The following is a 15,994-nucleotide window of genomic DNA, read 5'->3' on the forward strand; positions in this document are numbered from 1 at the left end:
TGTGTACAGGCGGTGTCGGAGGGGTTGGATCCGGTCATCCGGGGTGTCCGGAGCAGCCTCTCGGATGCGGTAAAGTTTTGCCAGCGGCACAGCAGGTGGTGCCGCCGAGGAAACATCCCGCGCGATTAGCTCAGTGGGAGAGCGCTCCGTTCACACCGGAGAGGTCGCTGGTTCGAACCCAGCATTGCGCACGACGGCGAAGAAATAGCACTGGTGTTTGCTAGTGTTCTCTCCGTTGCCCCGCCCCGCGCGATTAGCTCAGTGGGAGAGCGCTCCGTTCACACCGGAGAGGTCGCTGGTTCGAACCCAGCATTGCGCACCAGGATCCGAACCGGCTGGACCGACCGGCTCAGGCCGCCCGGTCCACCTGCCGCCGCAGCGGCCAGGAGGTGTCCACCGCCTCCGGCGAGCCGCTCCTGGCGAACCACTGCTGCAGGCCCCGTGCCTGTGCCGCGTGCCACACCGCCTGCCGCAGATGCAGCTCCGCCGGGCTCAGCGCCCCGAGCCGGGCCTCGAAGCGCCCGCCTATCGCCCGGACCAGCCCCAGCGCCGCCGTCGCGTCCGCCGCCGCGTCGTGCGCCGTGCCCAGCTCCACCCCGTAGTGCGCGCACAGGTCGGTCAGCGTGCGGCGGCCCTTGCGGTAGCGGTCCAGGTGCTTGTCCAGCACCCGCGGGTCCACCACCAGCAGCGGGGCGCTCGCCGCGTACGACGCCAGCGAGCTGCCCCGGTGCCGGCGCAGCTCCCGGTCCAGCAGGGTCAGGTCGTACGGCGCGTTCATGATGACCAGCGGCAGGCCGACCCGAGCGGTTTCGGCCAGTGCCAGCGCGACCTCCTCCACCACCACCCGCGGCGGACGCCCGTTCCGCCGGGCCCAGGCGTCGGTCAGGCCGTGCACCGCGGTCGCGCCGGCCGGGATCGGCAGCCCCGGGTCGGCCACCCACGCGCGGCGGCGGACCGGCCCGTCCGGGGCGTCCTGGACCACCAGCGCCGCCGTCACTATCCGGTCATGCTCGACGTCGACCCCGGTGGTCTCGGTGTCGAAGGAAGCCAGTGGCCCCTCGTACCAGAACGTCATGGCTGCCTCCTCCGACAGGTGGTCACGCTGAGGTGATACCCCGTCACCTACCGCGCGCAACCCTGCCGCGAGCTGCGGATCCACAACCGCCGGGGACAACCTGTTTCGCCGTGCATCCCGGCGGACACAACACAAGTGACGGCCCGTCCGGTCCGGACCGAGGGCCGCCGGTCGACGGGGAAGACGGCGGCGATGGCGCTGACACAACCCGAACCGGCCACGCCATCCGAGGGGTGGAGCGGAGCCGGGCCGGGACAACCGATGCGAGGTCAACTCGCGGTCACCTCCTGCATGGAGACCCTCCAGGTGGGCTATCTGCACGCGGTCGCCGCGGCGGCCGGCTGCGCGCTGTCCTCGCCGTTCCCGGACAACGGGATCGACTGGCACGTCAGCCACGGCAGCACCGAGCACACCGCGGACGACGAGGCCACCGTCAAGGTGCAGCTCAAGTGCACCTACCAGATCCCGCCGGATCCGCCGGGGCCGTACTTCAGCTTCACCCTCGACAACGACCACCTGCGCAAACTCGCCCACGCCCGGGTCGCGGTGCACAAGGTCCTGGTGGTGATGCTCGTCCCGCGGACGGTGGACGAGTGGCTGCTGGCCCGGCCGGACCGGCTGGAGCTGCGGCACTGCTGTTACTGGGTCAACCTGGCGGGGCACCCGGTGACCGGGAAGCGCCGGACGAATGTCCGGATCCCGACGGAGCAGGTCTTCGACGATCGCGCGCTGTGCGCCATCATGGCGCGAGTGGGAGCGGGCGAACGCCCTTGAGCGACCGCACGGGCTCCGGGCCGACTCACGACCGTCTCCAGCCAGGAGGGAATGACGTGACAGCCATCCGGCGCGACACCCAGGGCATGACCTCGGTGGACTCCGGCTCGGGGCGTGACGCGGTCCGGGCCGGGGGCGGGCACAGCCGGCCCGAGGACGGCCGGTCCGACGAAGGACCGCTGCCCGACCCGGCGAGGGTCGACCCCGATGTGCTCTGCACCCTGCTGGCCCGGCACGGCTGGCAGCGCCGCGGCGGCGCCCGCGGCCACTACACCCGGTGGACCCCGCCGGACGACCTGGAGCCGGATACCAGCCTGCTGATCCCGGCCGACCGCGGCTTCGACGACAGCGCCGACCTGCTGGACGAGGCGGTCGCCGCGCTCTCCCGCTCCGGCGTCCCCTCCGCCCGCGCGGTCCTGGCCTCGCTGCTGGTCCCCGGCGACGAGATCCACTGGCGCCGGGACGTCCCCGGCGTCGGCGGGGCGGTGCCCTGGGGCGCGGAGGAGGAACTGCGGGCCGCCGCCAGCGCGATGCTCTCGGCCGCGGCCAAGGCCGGGCACACCCGCGCCGCCTACTACGGCGCCCGGCTGGACGCCCAGGCCGCCGACTTCCTGGAACGGGTGCTGGTGGTCGCCCCCGGCACCGGCGCCGGGCTGCTCACCGCCTACGCCCCGGCGCCGGAGGACCGGCAGACCACGACCACCCTGGTCCGGGCCCTTGAGGTGACCCGCGACGCGATCGACCTGCAGCGCGCCACCGGCCGCCCGGACGCCTTCGACGACGGGGTCCGGCTCGGCGTCAGCCGGGAGCTGGTCGGCTCGCTGGTGCAGCTGGTCCGCGGCAGCGAGGGGGCCGAGATCGCGCTGTCCTGGGCCGCCTCGGTCGGGCCGCCGCGCGGCTTCGTCAACCGCCCGCTGCTGCTGGAGTTCTCGCCCGGCGACCTGCCGGTGCTGGAGGCCGCCGCCGAACGGCTGGAGCGCAGCGAGCCCCCGGTCGCGGTGGAGCTGACCGGCGCGGTGGTCCGGCTGAAACGGGCCGTTCCCGGCGGCGAGGGCCAGATCCGGCTGCGGGTGCTGACCGGCGCCGAGGTGGACGAGGTCCGGGTCCGGCTGGCCGAGAACGACTACCGGACCGCGGCCGAGGCGCACCTGGGCGGACTGCCGGTGCGGATCCGCGGCCGGCTCGAACGCAAGGGCGGCTTCCGCAGGCTCGCCGACCCGGCCGGGGTGGAGGCGGTCCGGCTGGACGCGGCCGAGCGGGACCGGCTGCTCAAGGCCCTGCGGCTGCGCGCCGGACGTGCGGCCGGGCCGGACGACGCGGAGGGCTGAGACCGGGCCCGGCCGCCCGCGCAAGGAGCTCCGGACTCTCGGTACCATCGTCACCGCAGCAGTCGCTGCTCAGGATCTTGCCGAGAGTCAGGAGAGTCCGGTGTCGGACGTCCGTGTGGTCATCAGTCGCGAACCCGATCGGGAAGAGCGCGTGGTGACGACGGGCACCACGGCGGCGGACCTCTTCCCCGGCGAGCGCGCGGTCGTCGCGGTCCGCATCGGCGGCGAGCTGAAGGACCTGGCCCACGTCCTGGCCGAGGGCGACGAGGTCGAGCCGGTCGCCGTGGACAGCCCGGACGGGCTGTCCATCCTGCGCCACTCCACCGCGCACATCATGGCCCAGGCCGTGCAGGAGCTGTTCCCCGAGGCCAAGCTGGGCATCGGCCCGCCGGTCAAGGACGGCTTCTACTACGACTTCGACGTGGACAAGCCGTTCACCCCGGAGGACCTCAAGGCCATCGAGAAGAAGATGACCGAGATCATCAAGCGCGGGCAGCGGTTCTCCCGCCGGGTGGTCACCGACGAGGCGGCCCGGGTCGAACTGGCCGACGAGCCCTACAAGCTGGAGCTGATCGGGCTCAAGGGCGGCGCCACCGGCGAGGACGGCGCGGACGTCGAGGTGGGCGGCGCGGAGCTGACCATCTACGACAACCTGGACCCGAAGACCGGCGACCTGTGCTGGCGCGACCTGTGCCGCGGCCCGCACCTGCCGTCCACCCGGGTCCCGGCGTTCAAGCTGATGCGCAACGCCGCCGCGTACTGGCGCGGCAGCGAGAAGAACCCGATGCTGCAGCGCATCTACGGGACCGCCTGGGCGACCAAGGACGACCTCAAGGCGCACCTGGACTTCCTGGAGGAGGCCGCCAAGCGCGACCACCGCAAGCTCGGCGCCGAGCTCGACCTCTTCTCCGTCCCGGACGAGATCGGCTCCGGCCTCGCGGTGTTCCACCCCAAGGGCGGCATCATGCGCCGCTCGATGGAGGACTACTCGCGCAAGCGGCACGAGCAGGAGAACTACGAGTTCGTCTACACCCCGCACGCCACCAAGGGTGCGCTGTTCGAGAAGTCGGGCCACCTGGACTGGTACGCCGACGGCATGTACCCGCCGATGCAGCTCGACGAGGGGGTGGACTACTACCTCAAGCCGATGAACTGCCCGATGCACAACCTGATCTTCGATGCGCGGGGCCGCTCGTACCGCGAACTGCCGCTGCGGCTGTTCGAGTTCGGCACGGTCTACCGCTACGAGAAGTCCGGCGTGGTGCACGGGCTGACCCGGGCCCGCGGCTTCACCCAGGACGACGCGCACATCTACTGCACCAGGGAGCAGATGGCGGAGGAGCTGGACTCGCTGCTCACCTTCGTGCTCGGCCTGCTGCGGGACTACGGGCTGACCGACTTCTACCTGGAGCTCTCCACCAAGGACCCGGAGAAGTTCGTCGGCAGCGACGAGGTCTGGGAGGAGGCGACCGAGATCCTGCGCCAGGCCGCCGAGAAGCAGGGGCTCCCGCTGACCCCCGACCCGGGCGGCGCGGCCTTCTACGGCCCGAAGATCTCGGTGCAGGCCCGCGACGCCATCGGCCGGACCTGGCAGATGTCCACCATCCAGCTGGACTTCAACCTGCCCGAGCGGTTCGACCTGCAGTACACCGCGGCCGACGGCTCGCGGCAGCGGCCGGTGATGATCCACCGGGCGCTGTTCGGCTCGATCGAGCGGTTCTTCGCGGTGCTGCTGGAGCACTACGCCGGCGCGATGCCGCCGTGGCTGGCGCCGGTCCAGGCGGTGGGCATCCCGATCGGCGACGCCCACGTCGAGTACCTCCAGGAGTTCGCCGCCGAGGCGAAGGCCAAGGGGCTGCGGGTGGAGGTGGACGCCTCGTCCGACCGGATGCAGAAGAAGATCCGCAACCAGCAGAAGCTGAAGGTCCCGTTCATGGTCATCGCCGGTGACGAGGACGTCGCCAACGGCGCCGTCAGCTTCCGCTACCGCAACGGCGAGCAGAAGAACGGCATCCCGCGGGACCAGGCGCTGGCGGAGATCCTGGAGGCCGTGGAGAGCCGCGCCCAGGTGTGACGCCGGAGCAGCGCTGGGGGCGCGCTCGGGGGGCGGGTTCATCCATGAGCCCGCCCCCCGTGCGCGGCGGGTCAGCGCCTATGCTGATCGACATGACGACGGAGCCGCAGCAGCAGGACGGAGCAGGTGTGCCGGACGGCTTCGGCCGCCTGTGGACCCCGCACCGGATGGCCTACATCAAGGGCGAGAACAAGCCCACCGGCCCCGAGCCGACCGACGGCTGCCCGTTCTGCGCGATCCCGGCGATGTCGGACGAGGACGGGCTGATCCTGCGCCGGGCCGGCCACGCCTACGCCGTGCTCAACCTGTACCCGTACAACGGCGGGCACCTGATGGCCGTCCCGTACCGGCACGTCGCCGACTACACCGAGCTGACGCCGGAGGAGACCGCGGACGTCGCCGAGCTCACCAAGCAGGCGATGACCGCGCTGCGGGCGGCGTCCGGTGCGCAGGGCTTCAACATCGGCCTGAACCAGGGCGCGATCGCCGGCGCCGGCATCGCCGCGCACCTGCACCAGCACGTGGTGCCCCGGTGGGGCGGCGACACCAACTTCATGCCGATCATCGGGCAGACCCGGATCCTGCCGCAGATACTGGCGGACACCCGCAAGGTGCTGCTGGACGCCTGGCCCGACGCGTCCTGACTAGACGTCGTACTCGTCCACCCGGCTGGGCCGGCCGCCCTGGACCTCGGCGCCCAGGATCTGCGCGCGGAACTTGAACCGGTCCACGTCCACGTCGTGGTCGGCCAGGAACTGGATCGTCGCCTGGTGCACCGCGCGCAGCACCGGCAGCGCCAGCTGGAGCGCGTCGTCGGCCATGAAGCGGTTGCTCCACGGGGTGTTCGCCCAGGCGGAGCGCAGCCCGAACGGCTCCGGCAGCTTGAGGGTGCCGCCCAGCCAGTCCAGCATCGACTGGCCGAAGGGCCAGGTGAAGGGGGCGCGCAGGGCCAGCCGGACCACCTCGTCGGAGGTCATGATCGGCTGGTGGACGGTGCGCTCCTCCCAGAACTTGCCGGTCTTGGCTACCTGCTTCTCCTCGGGCTTGGCCTTCTTGTCGAACATGGGCGCCATCGGGCCCATCGCGTAGCCGGTCATCTCCACCCGCAGGATGTGGTCCAGCAGGGTCGCCTTGATCAGCAGCGAGACCACCAACTTGCCGTTCCAGAGCACGGTCTGGGCGCCCAGGTAGTGCCGCAGGTTCTGGCCCAGGGTGTTGTCGTTGGCCAGGTCGGCGATCGCCGCGGGGCGCATCCGGTGGCCGTCCATCCTGTCGGCGCCGTAGGCCCGGCCGATCTCGTCGGCGCCCGGGGGTATCGACTCCACCACCCAGTGGCCCACCTTCATCTGCGGGATGCCGTTGTCCGCCATGGTGGTGCGGGTCATCAGCTTGAGCCGGTCCTCGATCTTCCGGACCACGTCCCAGGGGTGGAAGGCGCGTATCTCGGTGACGCCCTCGCGCGGGTCCAGGTTCTCGGCCAGGGTCCACGAGCCCCAGCGCACGCCCATCTCCAGTATTCCCTTGGGCCCGGCGTAGTGGGCGACGTTGGTGTCCTGCTCGTCGGCCAGCGCCTCCAGGCCCTTGCGCAGCTCCTCGGCCCTGGCGTCGCCGGGGCCGATCGGCACCGCGTCGCGGACGATCGGGCCGACGCCGCTGCCGTCCAGCACCGCGTTCCAGCGCTCGCGCAGCTGCTCCGCGGTGCGCAGGCAGAAGCGGAACGCGATGAACCAGCCGAGCACCGGGACCAGCATCATCACCCGGACGTAGAGGCCCGCGTAGCCGTGCGCGAACGGCCGCCAGGCGAACAGCACGGCCAGCAGCACCACCACGGTCATCACCGCGCCCCCGTACAGCGAGCGCCGCTCGGGGCTGCTCCGGCGGCGCACCTCGAAGGCGAGCAGCCAGAGCAGGAAGCCGGGCAGGAACAGCACCCCGGTCAGCAGGGCGACCACGGTGAGCCGCTTGTCGCGCTCGTGCCGCAGCGCCTCGGCGGCCACGCAGTGCTCGACCACCAGCCGCGGATCGGTGCCGATGGAGGGGACCAGGGGTTTGCGCTCGGCGCCCAGGGTGCGCTTCATCACCGCCCGGCAGAAGGCCTCGCCGAGGTTGGCGGTGAACAGGACGAAGTGGCCGTCCTTGTGGTTGGTGGCCTCGTGGATCCCGGTGAGGTCGGTGACCTTGGCGTCGCGGTACGCCAGCGTCGAGAGCGAAGCGGTGACGGCGGTGTGCGGTGCGTCGGTGCGCGGGATCTGCGGCCAGACCACGGGGTCCCCTCCCATCGGCGGTATCCGGCGTCCGCTGAACGGGCGTCAGAAGGCCGGAGCAGCCAGGATATCGCCGCAGATCACCCCGCGTCAGTCCATTACCCGTCAGAACCCGGGCGCAGGCGCGCCGCCACCGCGTCCGGCATCGGCTCGTGCCGTGCGTAGGAGCGGGTGAAGTCGCCCGCGCCGTGTGCCAGTTGCCGCAGGTCGACGGCGTAGCGGACCAGCTCCAGCTCGGGCGCCTCGGCCCGGACCAGGGTTCGGCCGACGCCCACGGGTTCGGTTCCCTGGACCCGGCCGCGCCGGGCCGACAGGTCGCCGAGCACCGCGCCCACGTACTCGTCGGCGACCAGCACCCGCAGCGCGGCGACCGGTTCCAGCAGCCGGACCCCGGCTTCGGTGGCGGCCTCGCGCAGCGCCAGCGCGCCCGCGGTCTGGAACGCGGCGTCGGAGGAGTCGACCGAGTGCGCCTTGCCGTCGACCAGGGTGACCCGGACGTGCACCACCGGGTAGTCGGCGCTGACGCCCCGGGCCAGCTGGGCCCGGACGCCCTTCTCGACCGAGGGGATGAACTGCCGCGGCACGGACCCGCCGACCACCCGGTCGACGAACTCGAAGCCGGCCCCGGTCGGCAGCGGCTCCACCTCGATCTCGCAGATGGCGAACTGGCCGTGCCCGCCGGACTGCTTGACGTGCCGTCCGCGTCCGCGGCCCGGCCCGGCGAAGGTCTCCCGCAGCGGGACGGTGTAGGGGACCCGGTCGACCTGGACCCCGCAGCGGGTGCGCAGCCGCTCCAGCAGCACGTCGGCGTGGGCCTCGCCGAGGCACCACAGCACCAGCTGGTGGGTGTCCGGGTTCTGCTCCAGGCGCAGGGTGGGGTCCTCGGCGACGATCCGGGCCAGGCCCTGCGACAGCTTGTCCTCGTCGGTCCTGCTGTGCGCCTCGACCGCGACCGGCAGCAGCGGTTCCGGCATCTGCCAGGGGGCCACCAGCAGCGGTTCGGCCGGGGCGGAGAGGGTGTCGCCGGTGCGGGCCCCGGTCAGCTTGGCGACGCAGACGATGTCGCCCGCGCAGGCCTCGGCGACCTGGTGCTGGACCCGGCCGAACGGCGAGGACAGCGCGCCGACCCGCTCGTCGGTGTCGTGGTCGTCCTGGTGGTCGCCCTCGGCCGGGCCGTGCCCGGAGACGTGCACCGGCTGGTCCGGCTGCAGCGTCCCGGAGAACACCCGGACCAGGCTGAGCCGGCCGACGTACTGGTCGCCGCTGGTGCGGACCACCTCGGCGGCCAGCGGCCCGTCCGGGTCGCAGGCCAGCGGCGGACGGCTGCGGCCGTCCGGTGCGGTGGCGTCGGGCAGCGGGCGCTCGGCGGGGGAGGGGAAGCCGGCGGTGACCAGTTCCAGCAGCTCGATGCTGCCGAGGCCCTCGCGGGAGCCCTCCAGCGGCAGCGCCGAGGCCAGCACCGGGTGGAACGCGCCGCGGGCGACCGCCCGTTCCAGGTCGTCGACCAGGGTCTTGGCGTCGATCTCGGCCCCGGCGAGGTAGCGGTCCATCAGCGCCTCGTCCTCGCTCTCGGCGATGACCGCCTCGATCAGCCGGTCCCTGGCCGCCGCGGCGGCGCCGGCCGGTTCGGCGTCGGGGGCGCGTTCGACCCGGTGCCCGTCGGCGTAGTCGTAGCAGCCGCCGCTGAGCAGCGCGTGCAGACCGGAGATCCGCGGCCGTCCGTCCGGGCCCTCGGGGCCGTGGTTGACCGGCAGGTGCAGCGGCAGCACGGCCTCCGGGTTGTCGCCGCCGAAGGCCTCCCGGCACAGCTCGACAGTGGCCGCGAAGTCCGCCTGCGGGGCGTCCAGCTTGGTCACCACCAGGGCCCTGGGCATGCCGACCGCGGCGCACTCGGCCCAGAGCAGCCGGGTCGCGCCGTCGATCCCGTCGGTGGCGGCGACCACGAACAGGGCGGCGTCGGCAGCCCGCAGCCCGGCCCGCAGCTCGCCGGTGAAGTCGGCGTAGCCGGGGGTGTCCAGCAGGTTGATCCGGGTGCCCGCGTGCTCCAGCGGCACCAGCGACAGCTGCACCGAGCGCTGCTGCCGGTGCTCGATCTCGTCGTAGTCGGAGACGGTGGTGCCGTCCTGCACCCGCCCGGCCCGGGTCAGCGCCCCGGTGGCCAGGGCCAGGCTCTCGGCCAGGGTGGTCTTCCCCGCGCCGCTGTGGCCGACCAGGACCACGTTCCGCAGTGAGCGGATCCGCTGTTCCCGGTCGGCCGCGGGAGCCCTTCCGGCGGCTCCCGCACGGCCGTTCGTCCTGTCGCCCATGACTGCTCTCCTCCCGCGCGCACTCCAGTGGTCGCCACGGTGGCCCGCGCAGAGTGGATGGAGGGTCACCCGCGGTGAGTTCGAGCCTGTCACCGGCGGGCCGCGAGGTCCATAGCAGCCGCACCGGCGGCGTGCCCGGCCCCGAGCGGCGGTTCCGCCACGGATACGATGTCCCCGCCCGGGACCGAACGCGTCCCCGGCTGTCGGCGGAGCCAGATCGGAGCGGTCGGAAGGCCCATGCTCAACAAATACGCGCGAGCTTTCTTCACCCGGGTGCTCACCCCCTTCGCGGCGTTCCTGCTGCGGATCGGGGTCAGCCCGGACGCGGTGACCCTGGTCGGAACGGGCGGGGTGGTCGCGGGCGCGCTGGTGTTCTTCCCCCGGGGCAGTTTCTTCTGGGGCACGCTGGTGATCACCGCCTTCGTCTTCTCGGACCTGGTCGACGGCAACATGGCCCGCCAGGCCGGGACCAGCAGCGTCTGGGGTGCCTTCCTGGACTCCACCCTGGACCGGGTCGCCGACTCGGCGGTCTTCGCCGGGATCGCGCTCTGGTACGCGGGCAAGGGCGACAACCTGCTGCTCTGCGCGGTGGCGGTGTTCTGCCTGGCCAGCGGACAGGTGGTGTCGTACACCAAGGCGCGGGCCGAGAGCCTGGGCCTCAAGTGCGACGTCCAGGGGCTGGTGGAGCGGGCCGAGCGGCTGGTGGTGACGCTGGTGCTGGCCGGGCTGGCCGGGCTGCACCAGTTCGGCGTGCCCTACATCGACTGGCTGCTGCCGATCGCGCTGTGGCTGATCGCGGTGGGCAGCCTGATCACCGTGTTCCAGCGGGTGCTCACGGTCCGCAGGGAGGCCGCCGAGGCCGTCGCGGCCGGGGAGGGCGGGCTGTGAGCGGAATCGGCGACCAGCTCACCTACGCCGCCTACGCGGCCGGCTGGGGCGCGGTGAAGCGGCTGCCCGAGTCGGCGGCCAACGGACTGTTCCAGCGGATCGCGGACACCGTCGCGAAGCGCCGGGGCAAGAGCGTGCTGCGTCTTGAGGCCAACCTGCGCCGGGTCCGCCCGGACGCCTCGGACGCCGAACTCGCCGAGCTGGTCCGGGCCGGGATGCGCAGCTACCTGCGCTACTGGTGCGAGTCGTTCCGGATGCCGGTGTGGAGCCGGGAGCGGGTCAAGGCCTCGTTCGAGCCGGAGTTCGTCGAGCGGCTGGACGCGGCGATGGCCTCGGGCCGGGGCGCGGTGCTGGCGCTGCCGCACATGGGCAACTGGGACCTGGCCGGGGCCTGGGTGGTGGTCCGCGGCTACCCCTTCGCCACGGTCGCCGAGCGGCTGAGGCCGGAGAAGCTGTTCGATCGCTTCGTCGCCTACCGCGAGGGCCTGGGGATGGAGGTGCTGCCGCTCACCGGCGGCGCCAACACCCTTGCCACGCTGGCCAAGCGGCTGCGCGAGGGCGGCCTGGTCTGCCTGGTCGGCGACCGCGACCTGTCCGCCTCCGGGGTGGACGTGGACTTCCTGGGCGAGGCCGCCAGGATGCCGGCCGGGCCCGCGGTGCTGGCGGTGCAGACCGGGGCGGCGCTGCTCCCGGTCACCCTCTGGTACGACGGCACCCCGGTGATGAAGGGCCGGGTGCACGAGGAGGTCGCCGTCCCCGGGACCGGCAGCAAGCGGGAGAAGGCCGCGACGATGACCCAGGCGCTGGCCGACGTCTGGTCCGAAGGGGTGCGCGAGCACCCGCAGGACTGGCACATGCTGCAGCGCTTCTGGCTCGCCGACGTCGACCCGGCCCGGCTCGCCGCGAGCACCCGGCCCGCACCCGAGGAGACCGTGCAGTGAGGATCGGCATCGTCTGCCCCTACGCCTGGGACGTCCCCGGCGGCGTCCAGTTCCACATCAGGGACCTGGCCGAGCACCTGATCGCGCTCGGCCACGAGGTCTCGGTGCTGGCCCCGGCCGACGACGAGCTGCCGGTCCCGCCCTACGTGGTGTCCGCGGGCCGGGCGGTGCCGGTGCCCTACAACGGCTCGGTGGCCCGGCTGAGCTTCGGCCTGCTGTCCGCCGCGCGGGTCCGCCGCTGGCTGCACGACGGCCGCTTCGACGTGCTGCACGTGCACGAGCCGGTCTCGCCGAGCCTGTCGATGCTGGCCTGCTGGGCCGCCGACGGGCCGATCGTGGCGACCTTCCACACCTCCAACCCGCGCTCCCGCGCCATGGTCGCGGCCGAACCGCTGCTGCAGCCGGCGCTGGAGAAGATCAGCGCCCGGATCGCGGTCAGCGAGTACGCCCGGCGCACCCTGGTCGAGCACTTCGGCGGCGACGCCGTGGTCATCCCCAACGGCGTCGACGTCGGCTTCTTCGCCGACGCCGAGCCGCGCCCGGAGTGGTCCGGCGGCACCATCGGCTTCGTCGGCCGGATCAACGAGCCGCGCAAGGGCCTGCCGACGCTGCTGGAGGCGCTGCCCCGGATCATCGCCGCGCGCCCCGGCGTACGGCTGCTGGTGGCCGGGAAGGGCGACGAGGAGGAGGCGGTCAAGGGGCTGCCGCCCGAGGTCAGGTCCAGGATCGAGTTCCTCGGCATGGTCACCGACCATGAGAAGGCCTCGCTGCTGCGCAGCGTCGACGTCTACGTCGCGCCCAACACCGGCGGCGAGAGCTTCGGCATCATCCTGGTCGAGGCGATGTCCGCGGGCGCCCCGGTGCTGGCCAGCGACCTGGACGCGTTCCGGCAGGTGCTGGACGGGGGAGCGGCCGGCGAGCTGTTCCCGGTCGAGGACGCGGAGGCGCTGGCCGCCGCCGCGATCCGGCTGCTCGGCGACCCGGACCGGCTGGCCGCGCTGCGCGCGTCCGGCGCCGCGCACGTCCGCCGGTTCGACTGGGAGACCGTCGGCGCGGACATCCTCTCCGTCTACGAGACGGTCACCACCGGCGCCGCCGCCCTCGTGGACGCGGACCCGGGCGGCGGCTGGCGCGCCCGCCTCGGCCTGGCCAGGGACACCACCCTCTAAGCTAAGCCGCTGTGAGCATCTGGATCTGGATCGTCCTCGCCGTCGTCGTGATCGGCCTCTACCTGAGCTGGACCGCGGGACGGCTGGACCGGCTGCACGCGCGGATCGACGCCGCGCGGGCCGGCCTGGACGCGCAGCTGCTGCGCCGCTCGGCGACCACCCTGGAGCTGGCCACGTCCACGCTGCTGGACCCGGCCTCCTCGATCGTGCTCTACCAGGCCGCGCACGCCGCGCGCACCGCGGACGAGGAGCGGCGCGAGGTCGCCGAGAGCGAGCTGAGCCAGGCGCTGCGGGCGGTCTTCGGCGAGCCTCAGCAGGTCAAGGAGCTGCGCGCGGTGCCGGGCGGCGACGACCTGGTGGCCGACCTGGCGTCGGCGACCCGGCGGGCGCCGATGGCGCGGACCTTCCACAACGACTCGGTCCGGGCCGCGCGGGCGGTGCGCAGGCACCGGGTGGTGCGGCTGTTCCGCCTCGCCGGACACGCCCCGTTCCCGCTCACCTTCGAGATGGACGACGAGGCCCCGGCCGCGCTCACCCGCGCCTGACACCACACGCCCCGCGTGACACGCACCACTGCGGAGTATCGGCGCAGGCCCAGGTGGACCGGGTGGAGCATCGGCTAGGGTCGATACAGGCCTACCATTGGGCTTATCGCACCGTGTCCGTGTCTTCAGTGAGGTCATTCGTGTCCACCAACACCCCGGCTCCCAGCAGCAACCCCGCGGTCGGCACCGCCCGCGTCAAGCGCGGCATGGCCGAGCAGCTCAAGGGCGGCGTGATCATGGACGTCGTCAACGCCGAGCAGGCGAAGATCGCCGAGGACGCCGGCGCCGTGGCGGTCATGGCCCTGGAGCGGGTCCCGGCCGACATCCGCAAGGACGGCGGCGTGGCGCGCATGTCCGACCCGGACATGATCGACGGCATCATCAGCGCGGTCTCCATCCCGGTCATGGCCAAGTCCCGGATCGGCCACATCGTCGAGGCGCAGATCCTGCAGTCGCTCGGCGTCGACTACATCGACGAGTCCGAGGTGCTGACCCCGGCCGACGAGGTCAACCACAGCGACAAGTGGGCGTTCACCACCCCCTTCGTCTGCGGCGCCACCAACCTGGGCGAGGCGCTGCGCCGGATCGCCGAGGGTGCGGCCATGATCCGCTCCAAGGGCGAGGCCGGCACCGGCAACGTGGTCGAGGCGGTCCGCCACATGCGGCAGATCCGCGGCGACATCGGCAAGCTGCGCGCTCTGGACAACAACGAGCTCTACGCCGCCGCCAAGGAGCTGCGCGCCCCGTACGAGCTGGTCGCCGAGGTCGCCGAGCTGGGCAAGCTCCCGGTGGTGCTGTTCTCCGCGGGCGGGGTGGCCACCCCGGCCGACGCCGCGCTGATGATGCACCTGGGCGCCGAGGGCGTCTTCGTCGGCTCCGGCATCTTCAAGTCCGGCGACCCGGCCAAGCGCGCCGAGGCCATCGTCAAGGCCACCACCTTCTGGGACGACCCCAAGGTCATCGCGGACGTCTCGCGCGGCCTGGGCGAGGCCATGGTCGGCATCAACTGCGACACCCTCCCCGAGACCGAGCGCTACGCCAACCGCGGCTGGTAGCACGCCCCACGGGTGGGGAGCGCGGGCCTGCGGGCCGGTGCTCCCCACCTTCCTCGTTCCGCCCCAGAGTTCCGAAGCCCCCAGAGTTCCGAAGAGGTCTCCGCTGTGAAGAGTTCACCTGTCATCGGGGTGCTCGCCCTGCAGGGCGACGTGCGGGAGCACGCCCTGGCCCTGGTCGAGGCGGACGCCGTGGCCCGCCCGGTCCGCCGTCCGGAGGAACTCGCGGAGATCGACGCGCTGGTCATCCCCGGCGGCGAGTCCACCACGATGTCCAAGCTGGCGCTGCTCTTCGGCCTGATGGACCCGCTGCGGGCCCGGGTCGCGGCCGGGATGCCGGTGTACGGCTCCTGCGCCGGCATGATCATGCTGGCCGACAAGATCCTGGACGGCCGGGACGACCAGCAGTCGGTCGGCGGCATCGACATGACCGTGCGCCGCAACGCCTTCGGTCGGCAGAACGAGTCGTTCGAGCAGGACGTCGACTTCCGCGGCCTGGACGGCGGCCCGGTGCACGGGATCTTCATCCGGGCGCCCTGGGTCGAGTCGGTCGGCCAGGGCGTGCAGGTGCTGGCCGACCTGGGCGACCAGCGCGTGGTCGCGGTGCGTCAGGGCCCGCTGCTGGCCACCTCGTTCCACCCGGAACTGAGCGGCGACAGCCGGGTGCACCGGTACTTCGTGGACATGGTCCGCAACGCGTAGGATCTCCCCTGTTCATTTCTTTGGTGTTGCGTATTGAAGGAGCTACTCGATGTCCGGCCACTCCAAATGGGCTACCACCAAGCACAAGAAGGCCGCCATCGACGCGAAGCGCGGCAAGCTCTTCGCCAAGATGATCAAGAACATCGAGGTGGCGGCCCGCACCGGCGGCGGTGACCCGGCCGGCAACCCGACGCTCTACGACGCCATCCAGAAGGCCAAGAAGAGCTCGGTGCCGATCGACAACATCAACCGCGCGGTCAAGCGCGGCTCCGGTGCCGAGGCCGGCGGCGCCGACTACTCCACGATCATGTACGAGGGCTACGGCCCCAACGGCGTCGCGGTGCTGATCGAGTGTCTGACCGACAACCGCAACCGCGCCGCCTCCGACGTGCGGGTGGCGATGACCCGCAACGGCGGCTCGATGGCCGACCCCGGCTCGGTCTCCTACATGTTCAACCGCAAGGGCGTCATCGTCGTTGCCAAGGGCGACAAGCTCGACGAGGACACCGTCCTGGACGCGGTCCTGGACGCGGGCGCCGAGGAGGTCAACGACCTCGGCGAGAACTTCGAGGTGATCAGCGAGGCCACCGACATGGTCGCGGTCCGCACCGCGCTCCAGGAGGCCGGGATCGACTACGACTCCGCCGACGCCAGCTTCGTCCCCAGCGTGCAGGTCGAGTTGGACGCCGACGGCGCCCGCAAGATCTTCAAGCTGATCGACGCACTGGAGGACAGCGACGACGTGCAGAACGTCTTCGCCAACTTCGACCTCTCCGCCGAGGCCGCCGCGGAGCTGGACGAGGAGGAGTAGGACCGCCGTACCCGCCGCCCGGCATCCCCCGCGGGTGCCGGGCGGCGGCATGTCCGGGGCGGGGT

14 protein-coding genes and 2 tRNA genes are annotated in these 15,994 nt (G+C 72.4%); 13 read left to right on the plus strand and 3 right to left on the minus strand.

What is annotated here, in order from left to right; genetic code table 11:
• Positions 1–119: 119 nt before the first annotated feature.
• A tRNA-Val gene (locus ACEZDE_RS04760) sits at positions 120–191 on the plus strand.
• A gap of 56 nt (positions 192–247) precedes the next feature.
• Positions 248–322, plus strand: a tRNA-Val gene (locus tag ACEZDE_RS04765).
• A gap of 27 nt (positions 323–349) precedes the next feature.
• Here ACEZDE_RS04765 and ACEZDE_RS04770 read toward each other — a convergent pair.
• Entirely contained in the window at positions 350–1,075 is a 726-nt protein-coding gene (locus ACEZDE_RS04770) for an exonuclease domain-containing protein (RefSeq protein ID WP_380532606.1), read from the minus strand.
• 192 nt (positions 1,076–1,267) lie between these two features.
• Between ACEZDE_RS04770 and ACEZDE_RS04775 the strand changes: the two genes are divergently transcribed.
• From ACEZDE_RS04775 to ACEZDE_RS04790, 4 genes are all read left to right on the plus strand, one after another.
• Entirely contained in the window at positions 1,268–1,849 is a 582-nt protein-coding gene (locus ACEZDE_RS04775) for a DUF4365 domain-containing protein (protein WP_380532609.1), read from the plus strand.
• A 56-nt stretch (positions 1,850–1,905) separates the two neighbouring features.
• Positions 1,906–3,177, plus strand: a complete 1,272-nt coding sequence (locus ACEZDE_RS04780; protein WP_380532612.1) for a hypothetical protein — start codon at positions 1,906–1,908, stop codon at positions 3,175–3,177.
• A gap of 100 nt (positions 3,178–3,277) precedes the next feature.
• Complete coding sequence (gene thrS, locus ACEZDE_RS04785) at positions 3,278–5,251, plus strand: threonine--tRNA ligase (protein ID WP_380532615.1); 1,974 nt, start codon at positions 3,278–3,280, stop codon at positions 5,249–5,251.
• An 80-nt stretch (positions 5,252–5,331) separates the two neighbouring features.
• The gene (locus ACEZDE_RS04790) at positions 5,332–5,895 is read left to right on the plus strand and encodes an HIT family protein (RefSeq protein WP_380533332.1); all 564 of its coding nucleotides are present in this window, start codon (positions 5,332–5,334) and stop codon (positions 5,893–5,895) included.
• On the opposite strand, the gene ACEZDE_RS04795 is transcribed toward ACEZDE_RS04790, so the two are convergent.
• Complete coding sequence (locus tag ACEZDE_RS04795; RefSeq protein ID WP_380532618.1) at positions 5,896–7,530, minus strand: hypothetical protein; 1,635 nt, start codon at positions 7,528–7,530, stop codon at positions 5,896–5,898.
• Positions 7,531–7,613: 83 nt separating this feature from the next.
• Positions 7,614–9,821, minus strand: a complete 2,208-nt coding sequence (locus ACEZDE_RS04800; RefSeq protein ID WP_380532621.1) for an elongation factor G-like protein EF-G2 — start codon at positions 9,819–9,821, stop codon at positions 7,614–7,616.
• A gap of 237 nt (positions 9,822–10,058) precedes the next feature.
• Here ACEZDE_RS04800 and pgsA point away from each other — a divergent pair, with 237 nt between their 5' ends.
• From pgsA to ACEZDE_RS04835, 7 genes are all read left to right on the plus strand, one after another.
• Positions 10,059–10,709, plus strand: coding sequence for a phosphatidylinositol phosphate synthase (gene pgsA / locus ACEZDE_RS04805; RefSeq protein ID WP_380532623.1), 651 nt, complete (start codon positions 10,059–10,061; stop codon positions 10,707–10,709).
• Between the two features lie 5 nt (positions 10,710–10,714).
• Positions 10,715–11,650 carry a phosphatidylinositol mannoside acyltransferase gene (locus tag ACEZDE_RS04810; RefSeq protein WP_380533334.1) on the plus strand — a complete coding sequence of 312 codons (936 nt, stop codon included), beginning with the start codon at positions 10,715–10,717 and terminating at the stop codon, positions 11,648–11,650.
• Complete coding sequence (locus ACEZDE_RS04815; RefSeq protein ID WP_380532625.1) at positions 11,647–12,819, plus strand: glycosyltransferase family 4 protein; 1,173 nt, start codon at positions 11,647–11,649, stop codon at positions 12,817–12,819. The genes ACEZDE_RS04810 and ACEZDE_RS04815 overlap by 4 nt, the downstream gene beginning before the upstream one ends.
• An 11-nt stretch (positions 12,820–12,830) precedes the next feature.
• Positions 12,831–13,364 carry a hypothetical protein gene (locus tag ACEZDE_RS04820; RefSeq protein ID WP_380532626.1) on the plus strand — a complete coding sequence of 178 codons (534 nt, stop codon included), beginning with the start codon at positions 12,831–12,833 and terminating at the stop codon, positions 13,362–13,364.
• A 140-nt stretch (positions 13,365–13,504) separates the two neighbouring features.
• A complete protein-coding gene (pdxS, locus tag ACEZDE_RS04825) occupies positions 13,505–14,419 on the plus strand; it encodes a pyridoxal 5'-phosphate synthase lyase subunit PdxS (protein ID WP_380532629.1) in 915 nt (304 codons plus the stop codon).
• Between the two features lie 105 nt (positions 14,420–14,524).
• The gene (gene pdxT, locus ACEZDE_RS04830) at positions 14,525–15,118 is read left to right on the plus strand and encodes a pyridoxal 5'-phosphate synthase glutaminase subunit PdxT (RefSeq protein WP_380532632.1); all 594 of its coding nucleotides are present in this window, start codon (positions 14,525–14,527) and stop codon (positions 15,116–15,118) included.
• A 49-nt stretch (positions 15,119–15,167) separates the two neighbouring features.
• Positions 15,168–15,929 (plus strand): YebC/PmpR family DNA-binding transcriptional regulator, encoded by a 762-nt coding sequence (locus ACEZDE_RS04835; protein ID WP_380532634.1) that lies wholly within the window; start codon positions 15,168–15,170, stop codon positions 15,927–15,929.
• Positions 15,930–15,994 lie beyond the last annotated feature (65 nt).

Source organism: Streptacidiphilus cavernicola (assembly GCF_042510955.1).
Classification (GTDB): domain Bacteria; phylum Actinomycetota; class Actinomycetes; order Streptomycetales; family Streptomycetaceae; genus Streptacidiphilus; species Streptacidiphilus cavernicola.

What these genes read in the sequence shown, in the direction of transcription:
- ACEZDE_RS04770 (WP_380532606.1), bottom strand. Translation starts at nt 1,075, where the DNA reads ATGACGTTCTGGTACGAGGGGCCACTGGCTTCCTTCGACACCGAGACC.
- ACEZDE_RS04775 (WP_380532609.1), top strand. Translation starts at nt 1,268, where the DNA reads ATGGCGCTGACACAACCCGAACCGGCCACGCCATCCGAGGGGTGGAGC.
- ACEZDE_RS04790 (WP_380533332.1), top strand. Translation starts at nt 5,332, where the DNA reads ATGCTGATCGACATGACGACGGAGCCGCAGCAGCAGGACGGAGCAGGT.
- ACEZDE_RS04795 (WP_380532618.1), bottom strand. Translation starts at nt 7,530, where the DNA reads ATGGGAGGGGACCCCGTGGTCTGGCCGCAGATCCCGCGCACCGACGCA.
- ACEZDE_RS04800 (WP_380532621.1), bottom strand. Translation starts at nt 9,821, where the DNA reads ATGGGCGACAGGACGAACGGCCGTGCGGGAGCCGCCGGAAGGGCTCCC.
- pgsA (WP_380532623.1), top strand. Translation starts at nt 10,059, where the DNA reads ATGCTCAACAAATACGCGCGAGCTTTCTTCACCCGGGTGCTCACCCCC.
- ACEZDE_RS04835 (WP_380532634.1), top strand. Translation starts at nt 15,168, where the DNA reads ATGTCCGGCCACTCCAAATGGGCTACCACCAAGCACAAGAAGGCCGCC.